Here is a 20,219-nt window from a genome sequence, read left to right as displayed (position 1 = left end):
CCATGAAACGTTTCCGTGTAGTTCCCATCGACGAGGCCCGCGAGGGCGTCCTGCTGTCCGATGACGTCCGCGACGACGACGGCAACGTCGTGCTGCCCCGGGCGACGGCACTGAGCGGCGCGATGATCCGGACCCTGGCGCGGCGCGGCATCGGGTCGGTGCGGATCGTCGACGAAGCGCTGACGGAAGAGCAGCTGGGCGCCGAGCGCCTGCGCGTGCAGGCGCGGCTTTCCTGGCTGTGCCGCCACGCGGGCGACGGCCGGGCGATCGGCCTGTTGCGCACCGTGGTCGAGCAACACCGGATGGCGGGGCTGGCATGACGGTGGTCGACCTCGCCCCGGTGGTGACGAGCCTGCGCGACCTGCCGGTGCTGCCGTCCATCGTCCTCGACCTGATCCATTCCCTCGGGCGCGACGACGTCGACGTGACCACCCTGGCGGAAAAGATGTCGCGCGACCAGGCCCTGGCCGCGAAGCTGCTGCGGCTGGCGAATTCGTCGTTCTACGGCCTGGCCGCGAAGGTCAAGACGGTCAAGCAGGCGATCGTCGTGCTCGGCTTCGACAGCGCGCGGGCGCTGGCCGTGGCCAGCCACGTCATCGACGGCTTCAGCGGCAGCGGCTGCACGCGGGTCGACGTGGCCGATTTCTGGCGCCATTCGATCGCGACCGCGCTGTGCGCGAAAAACCTCGCGCGCCAGGCCGGCCTCGACCAGGACGCCGCGTTCATCGCCGGCCTGTTGCACGACATCGGCCGGCTGGTGCTGGCGATCAATTTCCCTGATCGGTATGCGGAAGTGCTCGAGGACTGCGAGCGCAACGACGCGACCATGTACGCGGCCGAGCTGCGCGTGTTCGGCCTGGACCACCAGCGCGCCGGGCAGATGCTGGCCGAGGCGTGGAAGTTCCCGCCCCTGATCCAGCGTGCGATCGGCCAGCACCATGCGCCGGCCGGCGCCGACGTCGGCGACCTGCCCGGCGTCGTGCATGCGGCCGACGCGATGGTCCACGCGCTGGAGCTGGGCGGGGGACGGCACGTCGCCGTGCCGCGCCTGCTCGACGCGGCCTGGGACAGCCTCGGCCTGACGCCGGAGCACCTGCTGGCCGTCTGCCGCGAGACGGAAGGGCAGTTCGAAGAAGCGTGCCGGCTTTTAATGTAGGACCAGATCATGAACGACAACGTCGATATGGTGGCGCTGAACCCCGAGTCGGTCGAGGCCGAACTGCTGCGCCGCAACCAGGAACTCACCGAGCTGAACGAGAAGCTCTCGATGGCGCAGGCGCAGCTGCTGCAATCGGAAAAGCTGGCGTCCATCGGCCAGCTCGCGGCCGGCGTCGCGCACGAGATCAACAACCCGATCAGCTTCGTGTTTTCCAACTTCGGTACGCTGGAAACCTATGTCGACAGCCTGTTGCGGGTGCTGGTCCGCTACGAGCAGGCCGAGCGCTTCATCGCCGATCCGGGCGTGCTCAAGGACATCGCCGCCCTGCGCGAGCAGGTCGACCTCGGTTTCCTGCAGGACGACATCCTGGTCCTGATGTCCGAGTCGCGCGAGGGCATCGAGCGGGTCCGCAAGATCGTCCAGGACCTCAAGGATTTCTCGCGCGTGGACGCGCACCAGGAATGGCAATGGGCCGATCTCCATCACGGCATCGACTCGACGCTCAACATCGTCAATAATGAAGTCAAGTACAAGGCCGACATCGTCAAGGAATACGGGGCCATCCCCGAGGTCGAGTGTCTGCCGTCCCAGATCAACCAGGTCATCATGAACATCGTCGTCAACGGCGCCCAGGCCATCGACGGGCCGCGCGGGCGCATCACGATCCGCACCGGCACCGTCGAAGACCACGTGTGGATCGAGATCGCCGACAACGGCTGCGGCATCCCGCCGGCCATCCGGTCGCGCATCTTCGATCCGTTCTTCACGACCAAGCCCATCGGCACGGGAACGGGCCTCGGGCTCTCGCTGTCGTACGGCATCATACAAAAACACCGCGGCCGCATCGACGTGCAGAGCGAGGAAGGCGCCGGTACGGTCTTCCGCATCGAGCTGCCGATCCGGCATGTCGAGGACGACGGCGCGACGGAGGCGCAGGCATGAACATGACCGCCACCATGAGGTCGGACGAACCCGCGGGCACGATCCTGTGCGTCGACGACGAACCGAACATCCTGGCGTCGCTGCGGCGCCTGTTCCGCCGGGAGAATTACAAGGTCCTGTGCGCGGGCAGCGCGGCGGCCGGCTGGGCCGTGCTAGAAGAGGAACACGTCGACATCGTGATCTCCGACATGCAGATGCCGGAAGTGAACGGCACCGAATTCCTCGAGCGCGTGCGCCAGCGCTGGCCCGGCACCCTGCGCCTGCTGCTGACGGGCCACGCCGACCACGAGGCCACCATCGGCGCGATCAACCGCGGCGAGGTCTACCGCTACATCACCAAGCCGTGGAACGAGGAAGCGATCCTGCTGGTCGTGCGCGACGCGCTGGAACGGCAGGCACTGCAGCGCGAAAAAGAGCGGCTGGAAGAACTGACCAAGCAGCAGAACGACCAGCTGCGCGACCTGAACGCGACGCTCGAGCAGCGCGTGCGCGACCGCACGGCGGAGCTGAGCTCGGCCCAGAAATCGCTGCAGGCATCGCACGAGCGGCTCAAGACCAACTTCCTCACGCTCATCAAGGTGCTGTCCGGCCTGGTCGAGACGCGCGGCGGCGCCGTGCCCGGCCACGGCCGCCGGATCGCCGACCTGGGACGCCGCATCGCCTTGCGCATGGGCTTGTCCGCGCGCGAGGCGCAGGACGTGTTCGTGGCCGGCCTGCTGCATGAAATCGGCAAGACCGGGTTTCCCGACACGCTGATCGGCGTGCCGGAATCGGTGCTGAAAGGGGATCACCTGGGGCAGTACCGCAAATATCCCCACCTCGGCGAGCAATTGCTCATGCCGCTCGAGGAATTGCGCGAACCGGCGCGCATCATCCGGGCCCACCGCGAGCGCTTCGACGGCGCCGGCTTTCCGGAAGGCGTGGCCGGTTTCGACATTCCGCTCGGCGCCCGCATCCTGGCCGTGGCCCACGATTTCGAAGCGCTGCAGCAGGGCGTGCTCGTGCAGCGGCGCACGGACGCCGCGGCGGCCACCGAACTCGTGGCGGAAAGCCGCGGCAAGCGCTACGATCCCGCGGTCGTCGAAGCGTTCTACGACATCCGGACCGGACGCAGCGTCGCCGAGGAAATCGCCGACGTCGTCATGGGCGTGGCGCAGCTCAAGCCGGGCATGGTGCTCAGCCGCGACCTGCTGTCGGCGGACGGCGCGCTGCTGCTGTCGGCCGACCACGTCCTCTCCGACCGGATGCTGAAACAGCTCGCCGAGTTCGAGCGCCGGTCGGGCACTCCATTGCAACTCTTCGTGAAATCAGGAACCGCCGATGCGCCGCATTCTCATCCTTGACGACGAACCCGCCGTGCTGAATGCCCTGCGCCGTACCCTGCGCGTGGCATTTCCGGAGGACGTCGTCATCGAAGCCTTCGACGAGCCGGAAGCGGCCGTCCACCGCGCCGGCGAGCAGGACTTCGACGTCGTCATCTCCGACTACCGCATGCCGGGGCTCAACGGCGCCGACGTGCTCCAGCTGGTCAAGGGACTGCAGCCGGACGCGATCCGCATCGTCGTCAGCGCCACCACCGAAGTCGTCGACGTCCTCAACGCCGTGAACCGCGCCGAAGTGTTCCGCTACCTGGCCAAGCCATGGCTGCAGGAAGAGCTGGTCGCCACGGTCACCGAAGCGTTCGCGCGCCGCGACGGGCAACTGCGGGCGAAGCAGCCGGCGGCCGGTGTGCCGGCGCCGGCGGCACCGGCCCGCGCGCACGACGACGCGCTGCGCCAGCTCGAACAGGATGAGCCGGGCATCACCCGGGTCGACTGGGACGAGCACGGTAACATCCGCCTGTTCTGACCCGACGGTGTCCGGCCGCGCCGGACTGTTACCCGGGCATTGGCATATCAATGTTTCCGGGGTAATATGAGTTGCATCAGGGAATTTTGTTTAAATGCCGCGGAGTGACATCTCATGGGTTTTTTTTCTCGTTTAGTGGGCGGATCGGATGGCGGCGCGAACCAGGCTGCGGCGGCCGCCAGCGCCCAGGATCAGGAGCGGCAGGCGGAACGCATCAGTCATGACATCGACGCCGCCTATTACCGCTGGCTGACCGGGTCCGCCAAGTTCAACGCGCCCGCCGAGGTGGAGACCGCGATCCTCGACTCGGTCCGCGCGCTGGCCGCGCGTCCGGGCGATGCGGCCGAACTGGTGCCGCGCGTGCCGGAAGTGATTCCCCAACTGTTGCAGAGCCTGGCGGAAGACGACGTGTCGACGTCGGAACTGTCGCGCCTCGTCATGCAGGACGTCGTGCTCGTGGCGGAAGTGATCCGCGAAGCCAACAGCGCCTATTACCGTCCGATGACGCCGGTGAAAACGGTCGAGGCCGCGATCATGATGCTCGGCCAGAACGGCTTGCGCATGCTGCTGGCCCGTGTCGCGTTCCGGCCCGTCATCAAGATGCAGGCCGAGGGATTCTCGAAGCGGGCGGCGCCGCACGTGTGGGGCCAGTCCGAGCGCTGCGCGCTGGCCGCGAGCCTCGTCGCGCCCGGCCTCACCGCCGGCGTGTTCGAAGCCTACCTGGCCGGCCTGATGCAGAACGTCGGGCTGATCGTCGCATTCCGCCTGGCCGACCGCCTGTGCGAGAACGGCAGCATCCCCGGCTCCACCGACTTCGGCATCGAATTGCTCGCTTGCGGGCGCCAGATGTCGGCCGGGATCGCGCGCCACTGGGAATTTCCGCAAGAGGTCACGGATGCGATCGCGCAGGCGGGCGACCCGGACGGGCCGCACCTCGCGCGGGCGCTCAGCCTGGGCGACCGCATCGCCAAGCTGCGCCTCCTGCTCGACGCCGGCGTCGTGGCCGAGGACGACGCGCTCGTGACGGAGGGCCTGGACAGTTTCCAGCGCCGTTGCCTGGGCAAGCTGAGCCACGTGGAAGGCTGAGTCCGGATTGCACCGATAACCGCAGTTGCGGTCAGGAATGTCAATTTTTCGCAACAATATAACGATAACGTTTGTCGTTTAATTTACGACACAAACGCCGGTTTTGACGCGCCTCCACGCGCTCATCCGCAATTTATTGTCAGAAATCCCATGAATTCAGCGGATTCGGGCCACCGCCGGGCGCGCGGCGGCCGTACGTACGTCCGCGGCGCGCACGGACCCGATGAGACGCGGGCGCCAAGCTCCGCTACGATCAGACTCAGGTGAGACAGTGCCATCGGTCGCATGGCCCTCACGTCGACAGGAGTGCACCATGATTTCCTCCGCTTTTGCGCCCGAAGCGGCCCGGCAACCGGACGCCGCCCCGGCAGGACTGCAGGTCCTCGAATTCATTTGCCGGGGACAGCGCTTCGCCGTGCCGCTGGCGTCCGTGCGGCGGGCCGTGCTCAGCGCGCGACCGGTGCCGCTGCCGGGGGCGGCGGACATCGTGCTCGGGGTGCTCGACGTGGGCGGCGAGACCGTGACCGTCCTCGACTTCGCGCGCCGCGCCTGCGGCCGCCCGACGGCCATCACTCCCACCCAGCAATTCCTCATCGTCGAGTCGAACGGTTTCCCGTGCGCGCTCGTCGTCGACAGCATCGTCGGCCCGGGCACGGCGCCACCGGAGGCGGCCTGGCCGGCCGCCGCGGGTTCGGCCGGCTTCGTCGACGGCGCGCTCCACTTGCCCGACGGCCTGTGCCTGGTGATCGAACCGGCGCGCTTCCTGTTCGACCACGAACGGGAGCAACTGGCCCAGGCGCTGGCAGGAGCCGCCGGTGACCGCCACTGAACACACCGTCCCCGCGGCAGGCCTCCCCGCGGCGGCCGTGCTGGACCTGGCCGCGCAGCGGGTCGAGGCCGAGACCGGCCTGGCCTTCGCCGGCGCCAAGCGCAGGCAGTTCGACGCCGCCCTGGGCCGGATGGCGGATGCGCTCGGCCTGCCCGGCGCGGCGGCGTGCGCCTCGTGGCTGCTGGCCGGGCCGTGGGACGACGCGCACAGCGCCCTGTGCGCGCGCTTCCTCACCATCGGCGAAACCTATTTCTTCCGCGAGCCCCGTGCCCTCGACCTGGTCTGCGACTACGCGCGGGCGCACCTGGCGCGCGGCGAGGCCAGGCCCCTGCGCATCTGGAGCGCCGGCTGCTGCACGGGCGAGGAACCGTATTCGATCGCGATGACGCTGCGCCGCCGCGTGCCGCGGCTCCTGCCGGCCGACGTGACGATCCTCGCCACCGACCTGAACGAGGCGTTCCTCGACTTTGCGCGCGACGGCAAGTACCGGCGCTGGTCGTTCCGCCGCAGCGACCCGGCCGACCTGGCGGCGTTTTTCCGGCCGCTCGACGACGGCCGCTTCGAGATCGACCCGCAGCTGCGCGCGCAGGTCCGATTCGCCTGGCTGAACCTCGCCACCGGCGCGTATCCGTCCGCCGCCACCGGCACGCTGGCGATGGACGTCATCTTTTGCCGCAATGTGCTCATGTATTTCGGGCCGGAGCAGGTCAGGCGCGCGATCGCGCGCCTGCGCGACTGCCTCGTCGACGGCGGCTGGCTCGTGGTCAATGCGAGCGAGGCGTCGACCCCGTTGTTCGCGGGTTTCACGCCGGTGTATCACGAGGACGCGGTGTTCTTCCGCAAGGACGCGCCGGCGCCGCCCGCGCCGCTGCCGGCCGCCGTGGCGCCCGCGGTCGAAGCGCCGGCGGCACCGGCTTTCGCGCCGCCCGCCGCACCGCTCGCCGCCGCGCCCAGGCCGCATCCCGCATCCGCTTCCGCGCCCACACCCGTGCCCCTGGTCGCGCCGGTCGCGGCGGCGCCCGATCCCGCCATGGCGCGCGTGCAGGCGCTGGCCGACGCGGGCCGGCGCGAGGAAGCATTGCAATGCCTGCGCCGCGCCGTCGAGGCGGAGGCGTCGTCGGCCCCGCTGCAGCAGGACGCGGCGCTGTTCGCGCTCGAACAGGGCGACCGCACGCTGGCGCGCCACTGCCTGCGGCGCCTGCTGTACCTCGAACCGGACAGCGCGATCGGCCATTACCTGGCGGCGCTGATCGAAGACGCCGCGGGCCGGCGGCCGCGCGCGCGCAGCCTGCTGCGCGATTGCGGCCGGCTGGCGGCCGACGCCGAACTGCGCGGCGCCGTCAGACAGTGGCTGGAGCGCTTGTCATGACGGACCTGCCGAACGATACGCCCGCCTTCGACTGGGCGGCCCTGTCGCGCCGGCTGGAGGCGGCCGCCGCGGCGCTGGCCGCGCTCGACCGCGCCGATCCGGCCGCCCAGGAACGCCTGCTGTCCGACCGCGCCGCCGCGCTGGCCGCCATCGCCGCCGCGCCGGCGCAGCCGGCGGCCGGCGGCATGGAAGTGCTGGCGTTCCGCTGCGGCGGCGAGCGCTATGCGTTCGACACGGCCTGGGTCGCGCGCGTGCTGCCGCTGCTGCCCCTGACCCTGCTGCCCGGCGTGCCGGCGCACGTGGCCGGCATCACGATGTGGGAGGGCGAGGTGCTGGCCGTGCTCGACCTGCGCGTGCTGCTCGCCCTGCCGTTGTCCGAACTGGCCGAACCGGGCGCGCTCATCGTGCTGCGCGGCGAGGACAACCGGTTCGCCGTGCTGGCCGACGCGATCGACGGCGCGCGCCGCTTCGAACCCGAAGACATGGGACACAGCCTGCCGATGCTGGCCGACCCGGACGCCAGCTACCTGCTGGGCGTCGCCCAGGACCGCACCGCGCTGCTCGACGCGCGGCGCCTGCTTGCCGATTCCACGCTGGTCGTGAATGCGGACCACTGATACAGGAGATTTTTCATGCCCACGCTTGCCGACCTGTCCACGCGCGCGAAACTGATGCTCGGTTTCGGCCTGCTCGTCCTGGCGATGGCGCTGACCAGCGCCTCGTCCTACGCCGGCCTCGCGCGCCAGCGCGCGGCGCAGCAACAGCTGTTCAATGACGACCTGGCGATCGTGCTCAAGGTGATGGAACTGCGCAGCGCGATCAACCGCGAGCGCGTGGCCCTGTTGTCGACGCTGGTCGCCGGCAGCACCACGCAGGCGGGCTTCGGGCGCCAGCTGGAAGCGGAAGAGGCCACGATCCGCGGCCTGCTGGGCGAGCTGGCCGCATTCACGCAGACGGACCCGGGTTTCGCCGCCGACTATGCGCGCCTCGCCGGCGCGTACAAGGACTACGGCGCCGTGCGCGACAGCGACGTGCTGGCGGCCGTCAAGACGGGCCAGCGCGCCACCGCCGGGGAAGCGGCGACGGGACGGCTCCAGAACACGTTCGACCGGCTCAAGGGCATCGCCGACGACATCGGCGCGAAGCAGCTGGCGCAGGCGCAGGAGCGCATGCGCGACGGCGCGGCGCTCGTGGAAAACGCGGGCGCCACGCTGATCGTCGTGAACCTGGCGGCCGTGCTGCTGGCGATCGTCCTGGCGTACTGGCTCAACCGCGCGATCGCGACGCCGCTGCGTCAGGCGACGGTGGTGGCCGCGCGCATCGCGACCGGCGACCTGCGTGTCGACGTGCCGACCAACGGCAGCCGCGACGAGGTGGGACAGTTGCTGCGCGCGCTGGACGGCATGGTCCGGTCGTGGCGCGGCCTGGCCACCGAGACCACCAGCGGCGTCGCCACGCTGACCGGCGCCGCGAGCGAGATCATGTCCAGCAGCGCGCAGGCGGCGGCCAGCACGGCCGAGACGGCGGCCGCCGTCAGCGAGACCACGGCCACGGTCGAGGAGGTCAAGCAGACGTCGCTGCTGGCTTCCGAAAAATCGCGCGCCGTGTCCGACGCGGCGCAGCAGGCCGCGCGCACGGCCGCCGACGGACGCCGCGCGCTGGAGGAGAGCATGAAGGGCATGCAGACCATCCAGGAAAAAATGGAGGCGATCGCCGGCACGGTCGTGCGCCTGTCCGAACGCAGCCACGCGATCGGCGAAATCACGGCGACCGTCGCCAGCCTGGCCGAGCAGTCGAACCTGCTGGCCGTGAACGCGGCGATCGAGGCCGCCAAGGCCGGCGAGCATGGCAAGGGTTTCGCCGTGGTGGCGCAGGAAGTCAAGAGCCTGGCGGAGCAGTCGCGCCAGGCCACGCGCCAGGTGCGCGAGATCCTCGGCGAGATCCAGAAGAGCGTCGGCGCGGCCGTGATGATCACCGAGCAGGGCGCGAAGACGGTGGCGCAGGGCGTCGAGCAGACGACCCAGGCCGGGCAGGCGATCCGCGGGCTCGCGGACAACATGACGGAGGCCGCGCAGGCGGCCGTGCAGATCGCCGTGTCGAGCCAGCAGCAACTGGCCGGCATGGACCAGGTGGCGCTGGCGATGGAGAACATCCAGCAGGCCAGCGCGGAAAACGCGGCCGGCTCGCGCCAGGCGGAGGCGTCGGCCCGCAACCTGCATGCGCTGGGGCTGTCGCTGCGCCAGACCATGGACCGTTTCCAGCTCTGACCGCGCGATGACCGACGAGCAGTTCCAGCAGCGGTTGCGCGGCATCTTCACCGAAGAGGCGCGCGAGCACCTGGCCCAGATCGACGTCGGGCTGGTCGCGCTCGAGCAGGCGCCCGAGCCGCAGCGCGCCGCGCTGCACGAGCGCGTCCTCAAGGTGCTGCACACGCTCAAGGGCGCGGCGCGCACCGTCGACGAGCTCGAACTGGAGCGGCTGTGCCACGCGCTGGAAGGCGTGCTGGCGGCGGCGCGCGAGACGGGCGCGCACCCGACGGCCGAACAGTTCGACCTGCTGCACAAGGCCGCCGCCGCCGCGCGCCAGGTGGTCGATGCGCCGGGCCTGCGCAGCCGCAAGGTGGCGGGCCTGCTGGCGGCGCAGGTCGACGCCGTCGCGCGCGCGCTGCCGGCACAGGCGTCGGCCCCGCCGGCGCCGGGCGACGCGCCGCTGCCCGCTGCCGCCGGCGCCGGCGTGTCCGTGCCGGCGGCGCCGGATCAGGATGCGGACGACGAACCGGACGCCGGCCCCGGCGACGGGAGCGACGAAGACCCGGGCGAACGCATCCGCGTCGACGGCCGCTGCATCGATTCGATCCGCGCCCACGCCGAGGCGCTGCTGCCGGTCGAACTCAAGCTGCGCCACCACGTCGAGGAATTGCGCGGGATCGCGGCCGGGATCGCGACCCGGCGGCGCGAAGGCCCGGCCGCCATCGGCGCCGACGACGGCGCGGACCTGGAACTCGCGTGCACCCGGCTGGCCGCGCGACTGGAACACACGGGCAAGGAGCTGCACGGCGTGCGCGCGCGCCTGTTCGACGCCGCGCTGGAAACGGCGCTGGTGCCGTCCGCCGCGGCGCTGAACGAGCTGCCGGCGCTCGTGCGCAACCTGGCGCGCGGGCACGGCAAGGAGGTCCGGCTCGAGACGCGGGGCGCCGACGTCGACATCGACCGCCGCGTGCTGGGCGTCGTGCGCGAAGCGCTGATCCATCTCGTCACCAATGCCGTCGACCACGGGATCGAGACGCCCGCGCAGCGCGGCGCGGCCGGCAAGGACCCGGTGGGCCGCATCGAGATCGTCGTCGCCCAGCGCGATGCGCGGCTGGTGTCGGTGCGGGTCGCCGACGACGGCGCCGGGATCGATACCGAGGCCGTCGCGCGGGCGGCGGCCCGGCGCGCGGGGCTGACCGACGCCGAGCTGGCGCAGATGAGCGAGCAGCAGCGCGTGCACCTGGCGCTGCGCGCCGGCGTGTCGACCCGCGCCGAGGTCACGCCCGTGTCCGGACGGGGCGTGGGGCTGGCGATCGTGGCCGACAAGGTGGCGGCCAGCGGCGGCCAGCTCGTGGTCGCGACCGCGCCCGGCGCCGGCGCGTCGTTCGAGCTGCTGCTGCCGGTGGGCGTGGCGAGCCTGCGCGCGCTCGTGGTGGACGTCGCCGGGGCGCGCTATGCGGTGCCGCTGGCGGGCCTCGAAGCGGTGCGCAGCGAGGCGCAGGCCGAGATCCGCACGGTCGAGGGCAGGGAAACCGTGCTGGCGGGGACGCGCGTGCTGCCGCTCGTGCGGCTCGCGGCGCTGTTCGGGACGGCCCGGCCCGGGCAGGAAGACGCGCGCGGCGTCGTGATCGTCGCCAGCGCGGGCGGCCAGTCGTTCGGCATGCTGGCCGACGCCATCGTCGCCGAGCAGGACGTGCTGCCCAAGAGCTTCGGCCCGCTGCTGCGCCGCGTGCGTTATTTCAGCGGCGCGGCGCAGTTGGGCGACGGCATGCTGGCGCCCGTGATCGCGCTGGACGACGTCGCCGCGCGCGGGCTGACCGGCACGTCCGGCGCGCCCGCGGCAATGGCGCCGGTGGCCGGACCCCGGCGCGTGCTCGTCGTCGAGGATTCCGTCACGTCGCGCCTGCTGCTCAAGCACATCCTGGAAGGCGCCGGCTGCGGCGTCGACACGGCGGTCGACGGCCTGGACGCGTTGTCGCGGCTGCGCGCGGGCCGTTACGACGCGGTCGTGAGCGACGTCGAGATGCCGAACATGGACGGCCTGGCGCTCACCGCCGCGATCCGGGCCAATCCGGCGACGGCCGAACTGCCCGTGATCCTGGTGACGTCGCTGCAGACGCCGGAACAGCGCGAGGCGGGCCTGCGCGCCGGCGCCGACGCCTATTTCACCAAGGGCAGCTTCGACCAGGACCGCCTGCTGGCGACCGTGCGCCGGGTCGCGGGCATGGAGGCGCCATGATCCGGGTCCTGGTGGTGGACGATTCGAATGCGGTGCGCGAACTGCTCGTGCACATCCTCGGCACGGCGCCCGGCCTGGCGGTGGTCGGCTGCGCCGCCGACGGCGAGGAGGCGCTGAGGATGGCGCACGAACTGAGTCCGGACGTGATCACGATGGACCTGCAGATGCCGCGCATGGACGGCTACGAGGCGATCCGCCGCATCATGCAGGCGTGCCCCACGCGCATCGTCGTGGTCAGCGGCAGCGAGGACCGGGCCGAGGTCGACGCCAGCTTCCGCGCGATCGAGGCGGGCGCGCTGGTGCTCGTGCGGCGTCCGTACGGCATCGGCAATCCGGCGCATGCCGACAGCGCCCGCGCGCTGGTGCGCACCGTGAAGGCGATGGCCGAGGTGCGCGTCGTGCGGCGCTGGGGCGATACGCGGCGCGCGGCGCGTCCGCTGCAGGGTGCGCCGCGGCGCCTGGTCGCCATCGGCGCGTCGACGGGCGGGCCGACCGTCCTGCGCGACATCCTGGCCGAACTGCCGGCCAGCTTCCCGCTGCCGGTGGTGATCGTCCAGCACCTGGCGCCCGGCTTCATGGACGGCCTGGCCACGTGGCTGGCCGACGCCGCCGGCTATCCGGTGGAGGTGATCCAGGACGGCATGGCGCTGGCCGGCGGCCGCGCCTACCTCGTGCCCGAAAGCTGGCAGGCGGCGGTCGGCCCGGGACTCGTGTGCCGGCTGCTGCAGGCGCCGCCGGAACACGGCATGTGCCCGTCCGTGTCCTACCTGTTCCGCAACATCGATGCCGAGCTGCGCCCGGCCACGGCGGCCGTCCTGCTGACCGGCATGGGCAAGGACGGCGCGGCCGAACTCAAGCTGCTGCGCGAGCAGGGCGCGCTGACGATCGCCCAGGACCGCGCCAGCTCCGTCGTGTACGGCATGCCCGGCGAAGCCCTGCGCCTCGACGCCGCGATGCTGGTGCTCGAGCCGGCGGAAATCGGCAAGGTGCTGGCGCGCCTGCCCGCCGAGCCGTTTCCGTCCACCGTCTTTCCAACGAATGGAGACCCCCCATGAACCCGTCTCCCGACAACGCGCACGACATCGAGATCCTGGTGGTGGAGGACAGCGCCACCCAGGCCCGCCAGCTGGCGCAGCTGCTCGCGTCGGCGGGCTTTCGCGTGCGCATCGCCGTCGACGGCCGCGCGGGCCTGGAGGCGGCGCGCGAGCGTGCGCCCACGCTGATCGTGACCGACATCGCCATGCCGCGCATGGACGGTTTCGAGATGTGCCAGGCGATCAAGAAGGACGAGGCGCTGCGCGACATCCCCGTGATCCTGCTCACATCCCTCTCCAGCCTGTACGATGTGATCAAGGGCCTCGACTGCGGCGCCGACAACTTCATCCGCAAGCCGTTCGAGGCGGACTACCTGCTCGGCCGGATCCGCTTCATCCTGGCCAACCGCGCGCTGCGCTCCAACGAGCGGGTGCAGCTCGGGATGAAGATCAGCCTGGGCGGGCAGACCCATTTCATCACCGCGGAACGCCAGCAGATCTTCGACCTCCTGATCTCGACGTACGAAGAAGCGATCCACATGACGGAGCAGCTGCGCACCCAGCAGGAGCGCATCAAGCATTCCTACCAGTCGCTCGAAGGGCTGTACCGCGTCGCCGAAGCGATCAACCCGGTGCTGTCGGAACAGGACGTGGCCGAGCGCGCGCTCGACCGCGTGCTGGACCTGCCGGGCGTGTCGGGCGCGACGATCCGGCTGCTGGGCCTCGATGGCCGGCCCGCGTTCGCCGTCGCCCGCGACGCCGCCGGCGCCGCGGTGGCGCCATGCGAATGCACGGTCGTGCCGGGCCAGCCGCCTGGCGTGGCGCGCGCCACGTGCCGCGGGGAGCCCAGCCTGCGCGTGCCGCTCACCACCGGCGTGCGCAATCGCGGGATGATGTGCCTGACCCTCGGCGACGGCGCGCTCGCCGACGACGACCGCCAGGTGCTGGAGACGGTCGGCAGCCAGATCGCCGTCGCCATCGAACGCGCTCACCTGTACGGCAACATGGAGCGGCTGGTGGACGAACGCACGGCGGCGCTGGAGTCGGAGCGCGCGCTGCTGTCGGCCGTCGTGAACCTGTCGGGAGCCCTGGTCTGCGTGTTCGACGGCGACGGCAATATCCGCCTGTTCAACCCGGCCTGCGAACAGAGTTCCGGCTGGCGCGCGGACGAGGTGCTGGGCCGGCCGTTCCGCGACCTGTTCCGCCGCGCCGACAACGCGCCGGTGGAATTCAACGCGTCGCCGGCCGGCGCCGTCCCCGTGCAGCAGAGCGGCGAATGGCTGGCCCGCGACGGCAGCGTGCGTTCCGTGATCTGGTCGTCGACGATGCTGCGCCGCGCCGACGGCTCGGTGCAATACGTGGTCACGACCGGGATGGACGTGACGGAGCTGCGCCGCGCCGAGGAAAAGCTGCGCTACCTTTCCAATTTCGACCGCGAGACGGGCCTGCCGAACGACGTGCTGCTGCGCGACCGCGTGCGCCAGATGCAGGCGCGCGTCATCGACGGCAAGCCGCTGCTCGGCTACATGCTGGTGCGGATGACGCGCCTGCAGGTGATCCGCGCCAGCCTCGGGCTCGAGGCCGAACAGGCGCTGCTGCGCCAGGCCGCGTCGCGCCTGAGCGAACTGGCGCACGGCGACCTGACGGTCGCGCGCACGGGCGAGCGCACGTTCGCGCTCGCCGCGCTGCGCGCGAACGAGGCGGAGCTGGCCGCGCTGGCGCGCCAGGTACTGGAGACGATGGACGGGATCTACGTCTACGGCGACGAAGAGCTGCACCTCGATCCGTGCGTCGGCATCGCGCTGTTCCCGAACGACGCCGACGACTACGACGGCCTCACCCAGGACGCCGAGGCGGCGCTGCAGCGCGCGCTGGCCAGCAAGGACGAGCGCTACGCCTTCTATCGTCCGGAACTGAACGACGGCGTGTACGAGCGCTTCCGCTTCGAAAACGCCTTGCGCCGCGCGCTCGAGCGCGGCGAGCTGACCGTGTACTACCAGCCGCAGGCGAGCCTCGCCACGGGCCGGATCGTCGGCTTCGAGGCGCTGCTGCGCTGGCAGCACCCGGAACAGGGCCTGATCCCGCCGGGCCGCTTCATCGCGCTGGCGGAAGAGTCGGGCCTGATCCTGGCCATCGGCGAGCGCGTGCTGCACCAGGCCTGCGAACAATGCCGCACGTGGCAGCGCGACGGGCTGCGCGCGGTGCCGGTCTCGGTCAACCTGTCGGCGCGCCAGTTCTCGGAACGGATCGTGGACACGGTCGGCCGCATCCTCGCGGAGACGGGGCTGGAGCCCAGGCTGCTCGAACTGGAGCTGACCGAAAGCGCCTCGATGGAGGATCCGCAGAAGACCGTCGACATCCTGTGCAAGCTGAAGGAGATGGGCGTGCGCCTGGCCATCGACGATTTCGGCACCGGCTACTCGAACCTGAATTACCTCAAGCGCTTCCCGGTCGACCGGCTCAAGCTCGACCAGTCGTTCGTGCGCGACCTGACGTCCGATCCGGACGACCTGGCGATCGCGCGCGCCGTGGTCGCCATGGGGCACGGCCTGCGGCTCGACGTGATCGCGGAAGGGGTGGAGACGGAAGGGCAGCTGGCGCTGCTGGCGCAGAACGGCTGCGACGAGATCCAGGGTTACCTGTTCGGACGCCCCGCGCCCGCGGACGAGTGCGCGCGCATGCTGCGCGAGGACAAGGCGCTCGCGCTGGATGCGCTGCAGCCGCAGCCCTACCAGCGGACACTCCTGTACGTGGACGACGAGGTCAACCTGCTGGCCGCGATCCGGCGCGCCATGCGCCACAGCGGCTACCGCGTGCTGGTGGCGGCCAGCGCGCGCGAGGCGTTCGAGCTGCTCGCCACCACCGAGGTCGGGGTGATCGTGTGCGACCAGCGCATGCGCGGCATGAGCGGCACCGAATTCCTCGCGCGCGTGAAGCAGATGTATCCGCACGCGGTGCGCATGGTGCTGTCCGGGTACACGGACCTGCAGTCGGTCACGGATGCGGTGAACCGGGGCGCGATCTTCAAGTTCCTGACCAAGCCCTGGATCGACGAGGAGCTGGACGAGGCGGTGCGCGAGGCCTTCGCCGAATTCGAAGCGAAACGGGGGACGGCGCCGGCCCATTCGTGACGGCGGCGGGCCGTGCTATCGCGCTTTTGGATACCGGCCCGGCCAATTCATATAGCTGGGTGCGGGAGGGCTGGCCCATACTAGGGGTTTCCCTTTCGACATCCTCGACAACGACCGATCTCGTGACCATGACGCTCATTCCCCGTTCCCTCTCCATCATCGCGTGCGGCGTGGCGCTGCTGTGCGGCGCCGCACAGGCGGCCGACATGCCCGTGCGCGAACGCCTCTCGTTCGACGCCGGCTGGCGCTTCGCGAAAGGCGATCCGGCCGGCAGCGGCCAGATCGACGACGCCAGGCTCAAGGACCCGGCGGCGGCCATCCCCGCCGCGCAGCCGGGCTTCGACGACGCCGCCTGGCGCAAGCTCGACCTGCCGCACGACTGGGGCATCGAAGGACCGTTCAAGCAGGAATACCCGGGCGAGACGGGCAAGCTGCCGTGGTGGGGCGTGGGCTGGTACCGCAAGCACTTCACCCTGCCGGCGGGCGACGCCGGCCGCCGCGTCTACCTGGACATCGACGGCGCCATGTCGCACGCCGCCGTCTGGGTCAACGGGCATTACGTCGGCGGCTGGCCGTACGGCTACGCGTCGTGGCGCGTGGACCTGACGCCGTATGCGAAGCCCGGCAGCGACAACGTCGTGGCGATCCGGCTCGACAACCCGCCCGATTCGTCGCGCTGGTATCCGGGCGGCGGCATCTACCGCAACGTCTGGCTCGTCAAGACGGCGCCGGTGCACGTGGCGCAGTACGGCACGTTCGTGACGACGCCGCAGGTGACGAAGGACGCGGCCACCGTCTCCGTGCAGACGACGGTGGAGAGCGACGGCCAGGCCGCGCAGGTGCAGGTCGCGACCGAGATCTACCTGCTCGACGCGGCCGGCAAGCGCGGCGCCGCACCAGTCGCGCGCCAGACGGCGTCGGCGCCGGCCAAGGTCGTGGCGGACCGCGAGGCCCAGCTCACGCAGACCTTGACGGTGCCGCAGCCGCGCCTGTGGAGCATCGCGACGCCGCAGCGCTACGTGGCCGTCACGACCGTCACCGACAACGGCAAGGTGACGGACGTCGTCGAGACCCCGTTCGGCATCCGCACCGCCGTGTTCGATCCGGCGCGCGGCTTCATCCTGAACGGCAAGCGCGTGCCGCTGCAGGGCGTGTGCATGCACCACGACATGGGCGCGCTGGGCACGGCGATCAACGTGCGCGCGCTGGAACGCCAGCTGGAACTGCTGCGCGAGATGGGCACCAACGCGATCCGCACCAGCCACAACCCGCCGGCGCCCGAGCTGCTCGACCTGGCCGACCGCATGGGCTTCGTGGTGCTGGACGAAGCGTTCGACATGTGGCAGATCCCCAAGAAGCCGAACGACTACCACCTGCTGTTCGACGCCTGGCACGAGAAGGACCTGCGCGCGCAGATCCGGCGCGACCGCAGCCACCCGAGCGTGATCGCCTGGAGCATCGGCAACGAGATCCCGGAGCAGGGCAAGCCGGAAGGCTGGAAGCTGGCCGCGCGGCTGGCCGAGATCGCGCGCGGCGAAGACCGCACGCGCCCCGTCACGATGGCGGACAACCACGTCGATTCGGCATATAACGGCTTCCAGAACGTCGTCGACCTGTTCGGCTACAACTACAAGCCGGGCCTGTACGGCAAGGTGCATGCGGCCGCCCCTTACCTGCCGCTGTTCGGCAGCGAGACGGCATCGACCATCAGCTCGCGCGGCGAATACTTCTTCCCCGTCAGCGACGACAAATCGAAAGGCGCCGCGAACTTCCAGGTCAGCAGCTACGACCTGACGGCGCCGCCGTGGGCCACGACGCCCGACGCCGAATTCAAGGGCCAGGACGACAACCCGTTCGTGGCCGGCGAATTCGTGTGGACCGGCTTCGACTACCTGGGCGAGCCGACGCCGTACAACGACGACGCGTCGAACCTGCTGAACTTCACCGACCCCGCCCAGCAGGCGCGGGCCGCGCAGGAACTGGCGACGATGAAGAAGATCGCGATGCCGTCGCGCAGCTCGTACTTCGGCATCATCGACCTGGCCGGCTTCAAGAAGGACCGCTTCTACCTGTACCAGGCCCGCTGGCGCCCCGACCTGCCGATGGCGCACCTGCTGCCGCACTGGAACTGGCCGGAGCGCGTGGGCCAGGTGACGCCGGTGCACCTGTACACGTCCGGCGACGAGGCGGAGCTGTTCCTGAACGGTAAATCGCTCGGCCGCAAGAAGCGCGGCCCGCGCGACTACCGCCTGCGCTGGGACGACGTCGTGTACCAGCCGGGGACGCTGAAAGCCGTCGTCTACAATCACGGCAAGCGCTGGGCCGAGGACACCGTCGCGACGACCGGCAAGCCGGCCAGGCTGCTGCTGGCGGCCGACCGCGCCAAGCTCGCGGCCGACGGCAAGGACCTGGCGTTCGTGACGGTCACCGTCGCCGACAAGGACGGCCGCCTGGTGCCGCGCTCGCACGACCGCATCACCTTCAAATTGTCCGGGCCGGGCGAGATCGTGGCGACGGACAACGGCGACGCGACGAACCTGGAGCCCTTCCAGTCGCATGAGCGCAATGCGTTCAACGGCCTGGCGCTGGCCATCGTGAAGACGCGCGCCGGGGAGGGCGGCAAGCTGACCCTGACGGCCAGCGCCGACGGCATGGCACCGGTGCAGGTGACGCTGGACAGCCAGCCGTAATAACAGCAGGCGCGTGCGCGGACGCCCATTCATGCGGCGTCCGCGCACGGGTTTGGCTACAATCTTCTTCCATCGCGAGGAGGAAGCCATGCCACGACAGCACGATCGGCACGATGAATTCGACGCCTTCATACGCCGGCGCATCCAGGCGTCCGACGCGTTCGTGACCGCCACGCGGACCGCCTGGGCGGCGACAAGCCCGGTTGCCGCCGCCGATCCGGTGCAAGTGTTGTAATCCGGCGATAGCGACCGACACTCTTGCGTATAAGAGTTTCAACAAAGCACCATCTCTTGGCGTTTCCTCAGGATAATGGAATCTCCCGCCATACGTCGAGCCACCGCCATGGAATTTGAAGTTTTCGAATCGTTGACGTCGAGCCCCGCCCCGGGCGACGCCACTTCGCCGCTGGTCCGGCTCCAATACCTGATCGACAACACGCCGGCCATCATCTACGCGACCGTGCCGAGCGGCGACTTCAAGATGACGTTCGTGAGCAACAACGCCTACAACGTCCTCGGCTATCGCCCGGAAGAGATGCTGGCGGATCCGAACTTCTGGTTCGACCATATCCATCCGGACGACGCCCCGAGCATCTTTTCGAGCCTGGCCCAGCTGTTCGTGGAAGGCGAGAAAACCTATGAATACCGGTTCCGCACGGCGGGCGGCGAATTCCTGTGGATGCACGACCGCCTGCGCCTGATCTGCGACGACCGCGGCACGCCGGTCGAGGTGATCGGGTCGCTGACCGACATCACCCAGCGCAAGCGCATGGAACAGAAGCAGGAGCAGCTGATCGCGCGCCTCAGCGAGGCCCACGACCAGTTGCTGCAATCGGAAAAGATGGCGTCGATCGGCCAGCTGGCGGCGGGCGTGGCGCACGAGATCAACAATCCGATCGGCTTCGTCAATTCGAACATGGGGACGCTGCGGCACTACGTGGGCACCTTGCTGTCGGTGGTCGACGCCTACGGCGCGGCGGTGCAGAAGGCGGCGCCCGGCTCGGCGCTGGCGGCGGAGATCGAGGCGATCAGCCGCAAGGCCGACCTCGGCTACCTGAAGGACGACATCGCCGACCTGGTGAGCGAGTCGATGGACGGGCTCAAGCGGGTGAAGGATATCGTCCAGGCGCTGAAGGACTTTTCCCACGTCGGCCAGAACGACTGGCAGTACGCGGACGTGCACGCGGGGCTCGACACGACGCTGAACATCGTCGCCAACGAAATCAAGTACAAGGCCACGGTCGAGAAGCACTACGGCAAGCTTCCGGAAATCAAGTGCCTCGCATCGCAGCTGAACCAGGTGTTCATGAACCTGCTCGTGAACGCCGCCCAGGCCATCCAGAGCCGCGGCGTGATCACGATCGCCACCGGCGCCCAGGACGGCTGGGTGTGGGTGAAGATCAGTGACAATGGCTGCGGCATTCCGCAGGACAACCTGAAGCGCGTGTTCGAGCCGTTCTTCACGACCAAGCCGGTCGGCAGCGGCACCGGCCTCGGCCTGTCGCTGTCGTACAGCATCGTCAACAAGCACGGCGGCCGCATCGACGTCGCCTCGAAGCCGGGCGTCGGCACCGTCTTCACGATCCGGCTGCCGCTCGTGCCGCCGGCGTCGACGGCGCCGCCGGATGCGCCGCCGGCCTGAT

At 70.2% G+C, this 20,219-nt stretch carries 16 protein-coding genes; all 16 read left to right on the top strand.

Annotated features, from left to right (window positions below; all coding sequences use genetic code 11):
* The first annotated feature begins 2 nt into the window (after nt 1-2).
* Nucleotides 3-320: a hypothetical protein gene (locus tag U9J41_RS06350; RefSeq protein WP_322400964.1), complete on the top strand. Its 318-nt coding sequence runs from the start codon at nt 3-5 to the stop codon at nt 318-320.
* Nucleotides 317-1,156, top strand: coding sequence for an HDOD domain-containing protein (locus U9J41_RS06345; RefSeq protein ID WP_322400962.1), 840 nt, complete (start codon nt 317-319; stop codon nt 1,154-1,156). Before U9J41_RS06350 ends, U9J41_RS06345 begins: the two co-directional genes overlap by 4 nt.
* A gap of 9 nt (nt 1,157-1,165) precedes the next feature.
* Nucleotides 1,166-2,101: an ATP-binding protein gene (locus U9J41_RS06340; RefSeq protein WP_322400960.1), complete on the top strand. Its 936-nt coding sequence runs from the start codon at nt 1,166-1,168 to the stop codon at nt 2,099-2,101.
* 2 nt (nt 2,102-2,103) lie between these two features.
* On the top strand, nt 2,104-3,444 hold the full coding sequence (gene nosR, locus U9J41_RS06335; RefSeq protein WP_322400958.1) for a response regulator c-di-GMP phosphodiesterase, NosR family: 1,341 nt from the start codon (nt 2,104-2,106) through the stop codon (nt 3,442-3,444).
* Nucleotides 3,422-3,949, top strand: coding sequence for a response regulator (locus U9J41_RS06330; RefSeq protein WP_322400956.1), 528 nt, complete (start codon nt 3,422-3,424; stop codon nt 3,947-3,949). The genes nosR and U9J41_RS06330 overlap by 23 nt, the downstream gene beginning before the upstream one ends.
* Nucleotides 3,950-4,063: 114 nt before the next feature.
* Nucleotides 4,064-5,035, top strand: coding sequence for an HDOD domain-containing protein (locus tag U9J41_RS06325; protein WP_322400954.1), 972 nt, complete (start codon nt 4,064-4,066; stop codon nt 5,033-5,035).
* 313 nt (nt 5,036-5,348) lie between these two features.
* Entirely contained in the window at nt 5,349-5,864 is a 516-nt protein-coding gene (locus U9J41_RS06320) for a chemotaxis protein CheW (protein ID WP_322400952.1), read from the top strand.
* Entirely contained in the window at nt 5,851-7,233 is a 1,383-nt protein-coding gene (locus tag U9J41_RS06315; RefSeq protein ID WP_322400950.1) for a CheR family methyltransferase, read from the top strand. The genes U9J41_RS06320 and U9J41_RS06315 overlap by 14 nt, the downstream gene beginning before the upstream one ends.
* Complete coding sequence (locus tag U9J41_RS06310; protein WP_322400948.1) at nt 7,230-7,850, top strand: chemotaxis protein CheW; 621 nt, start codon at nt 7,230-7,232, stop codon at nt 7,848-7,850. Before U9J41_RS06315 ends, U9J41_RS06310 begins: the two co-directional genes overlap by 4 nt.
* Nucleotides 7,851-7,865: 15 nt before the next feature.
* Nucleotides 7,866-9,500, top strand: coding sequence for a methyl-accepting chemotaxis protein (locus U9J41_RS06305; protein ID WP_322400946.1), 1,635 nt, complete (start codon nt 7,866-7,868; stop codon nt 9,498-9,500).
* Nucleotides 9,501-9,507: 7 nt separating this feature from the next.
* Entirely contained in the window at nt 9,508-11,721 is a 2,214-nt protein-coding gene (locus U9J41_RS06300) for a hybrid sensor histidine kinase/response regulator (protein WP_322400944.1), read from the top strand.
* A complete protein-coding gene (locus tag U9J41_RS06295; RefSeq protein ID WP_322400942.1) occupies nt 11,718-12,776 on the top strand; it encodes a chemotaxis protein CheB in 1,059 nt (352 codons plus the stop codon). Before U9J41_RS06300 ends, U9J41_RS06295 begins: the two co-directional genes overlap by 4 nt.
* Nucleotides 12,773-15,886, top strand: a complete 3,114-nt coding sequence (locus U9J41_RS06290) for an EAL domain-containing protein (protein WP_322400940.1) — start codon at nt 12,773-12,775, stop codon at nt 15,884-15,886. Before U9J41_RS06295 ends, U9J41_RS06290 begins: the two co-directional genes overlap by 4 nt.
* Nucleotides 15,887-16,014: 128 nt before the next feature.
* Entirely contained in the window at nt 16,015-18,576 is a 2,562-nt protein-coding gene (gene galB, locus U9J41_RS06285) for a beta-galactosidase GalB (protein ID WP_322400938.1), read from the top strand.
* An 88-nt stretch (nt 18,577-18,664) separates the two neighbouring features.
* Nucleotides 18,665-18,811: a hypothetical protein gene (locus U9J41_RS06280; protein WP_322400936.1), complete on the top strand. Its 147-nt coding sequence runs from the start codon at nt 18,665-18,667 to the stop codon at nt 18,809-18,811.
* Nucleotides 18,812-18,919: 108 nt separating this feature from the next.
* Nucleotides 18,920-20,218: an ATP-binding protein gene (locus tag U9J41_RS06275; protein ID WP_322400934.1), complete on the top strand. Its 1,299-nt coding sequence runs from the start codon at nt 18,920-18,922 to the stop codon at nt 20,216-20,218.
* The last annotated feature ends 1 nt before the right edge of the window (nt 20,219 follow it).

Origin of the sequence: Massilia luteola (assembly GCF_034420155.1) — a bacterium.
Classification (GTDB): Bacteria; Pseudomonadota; Gammaproteobacteria; order Burkholderiales; family Burkholderiaceae_D; genus Telluria; species Telluria luteola.
The sequence above is the reverse complement of the archived record's forward strand: the minus strand, read 5'-3'. Positions and strand labels throughout refer to the sequence as shown.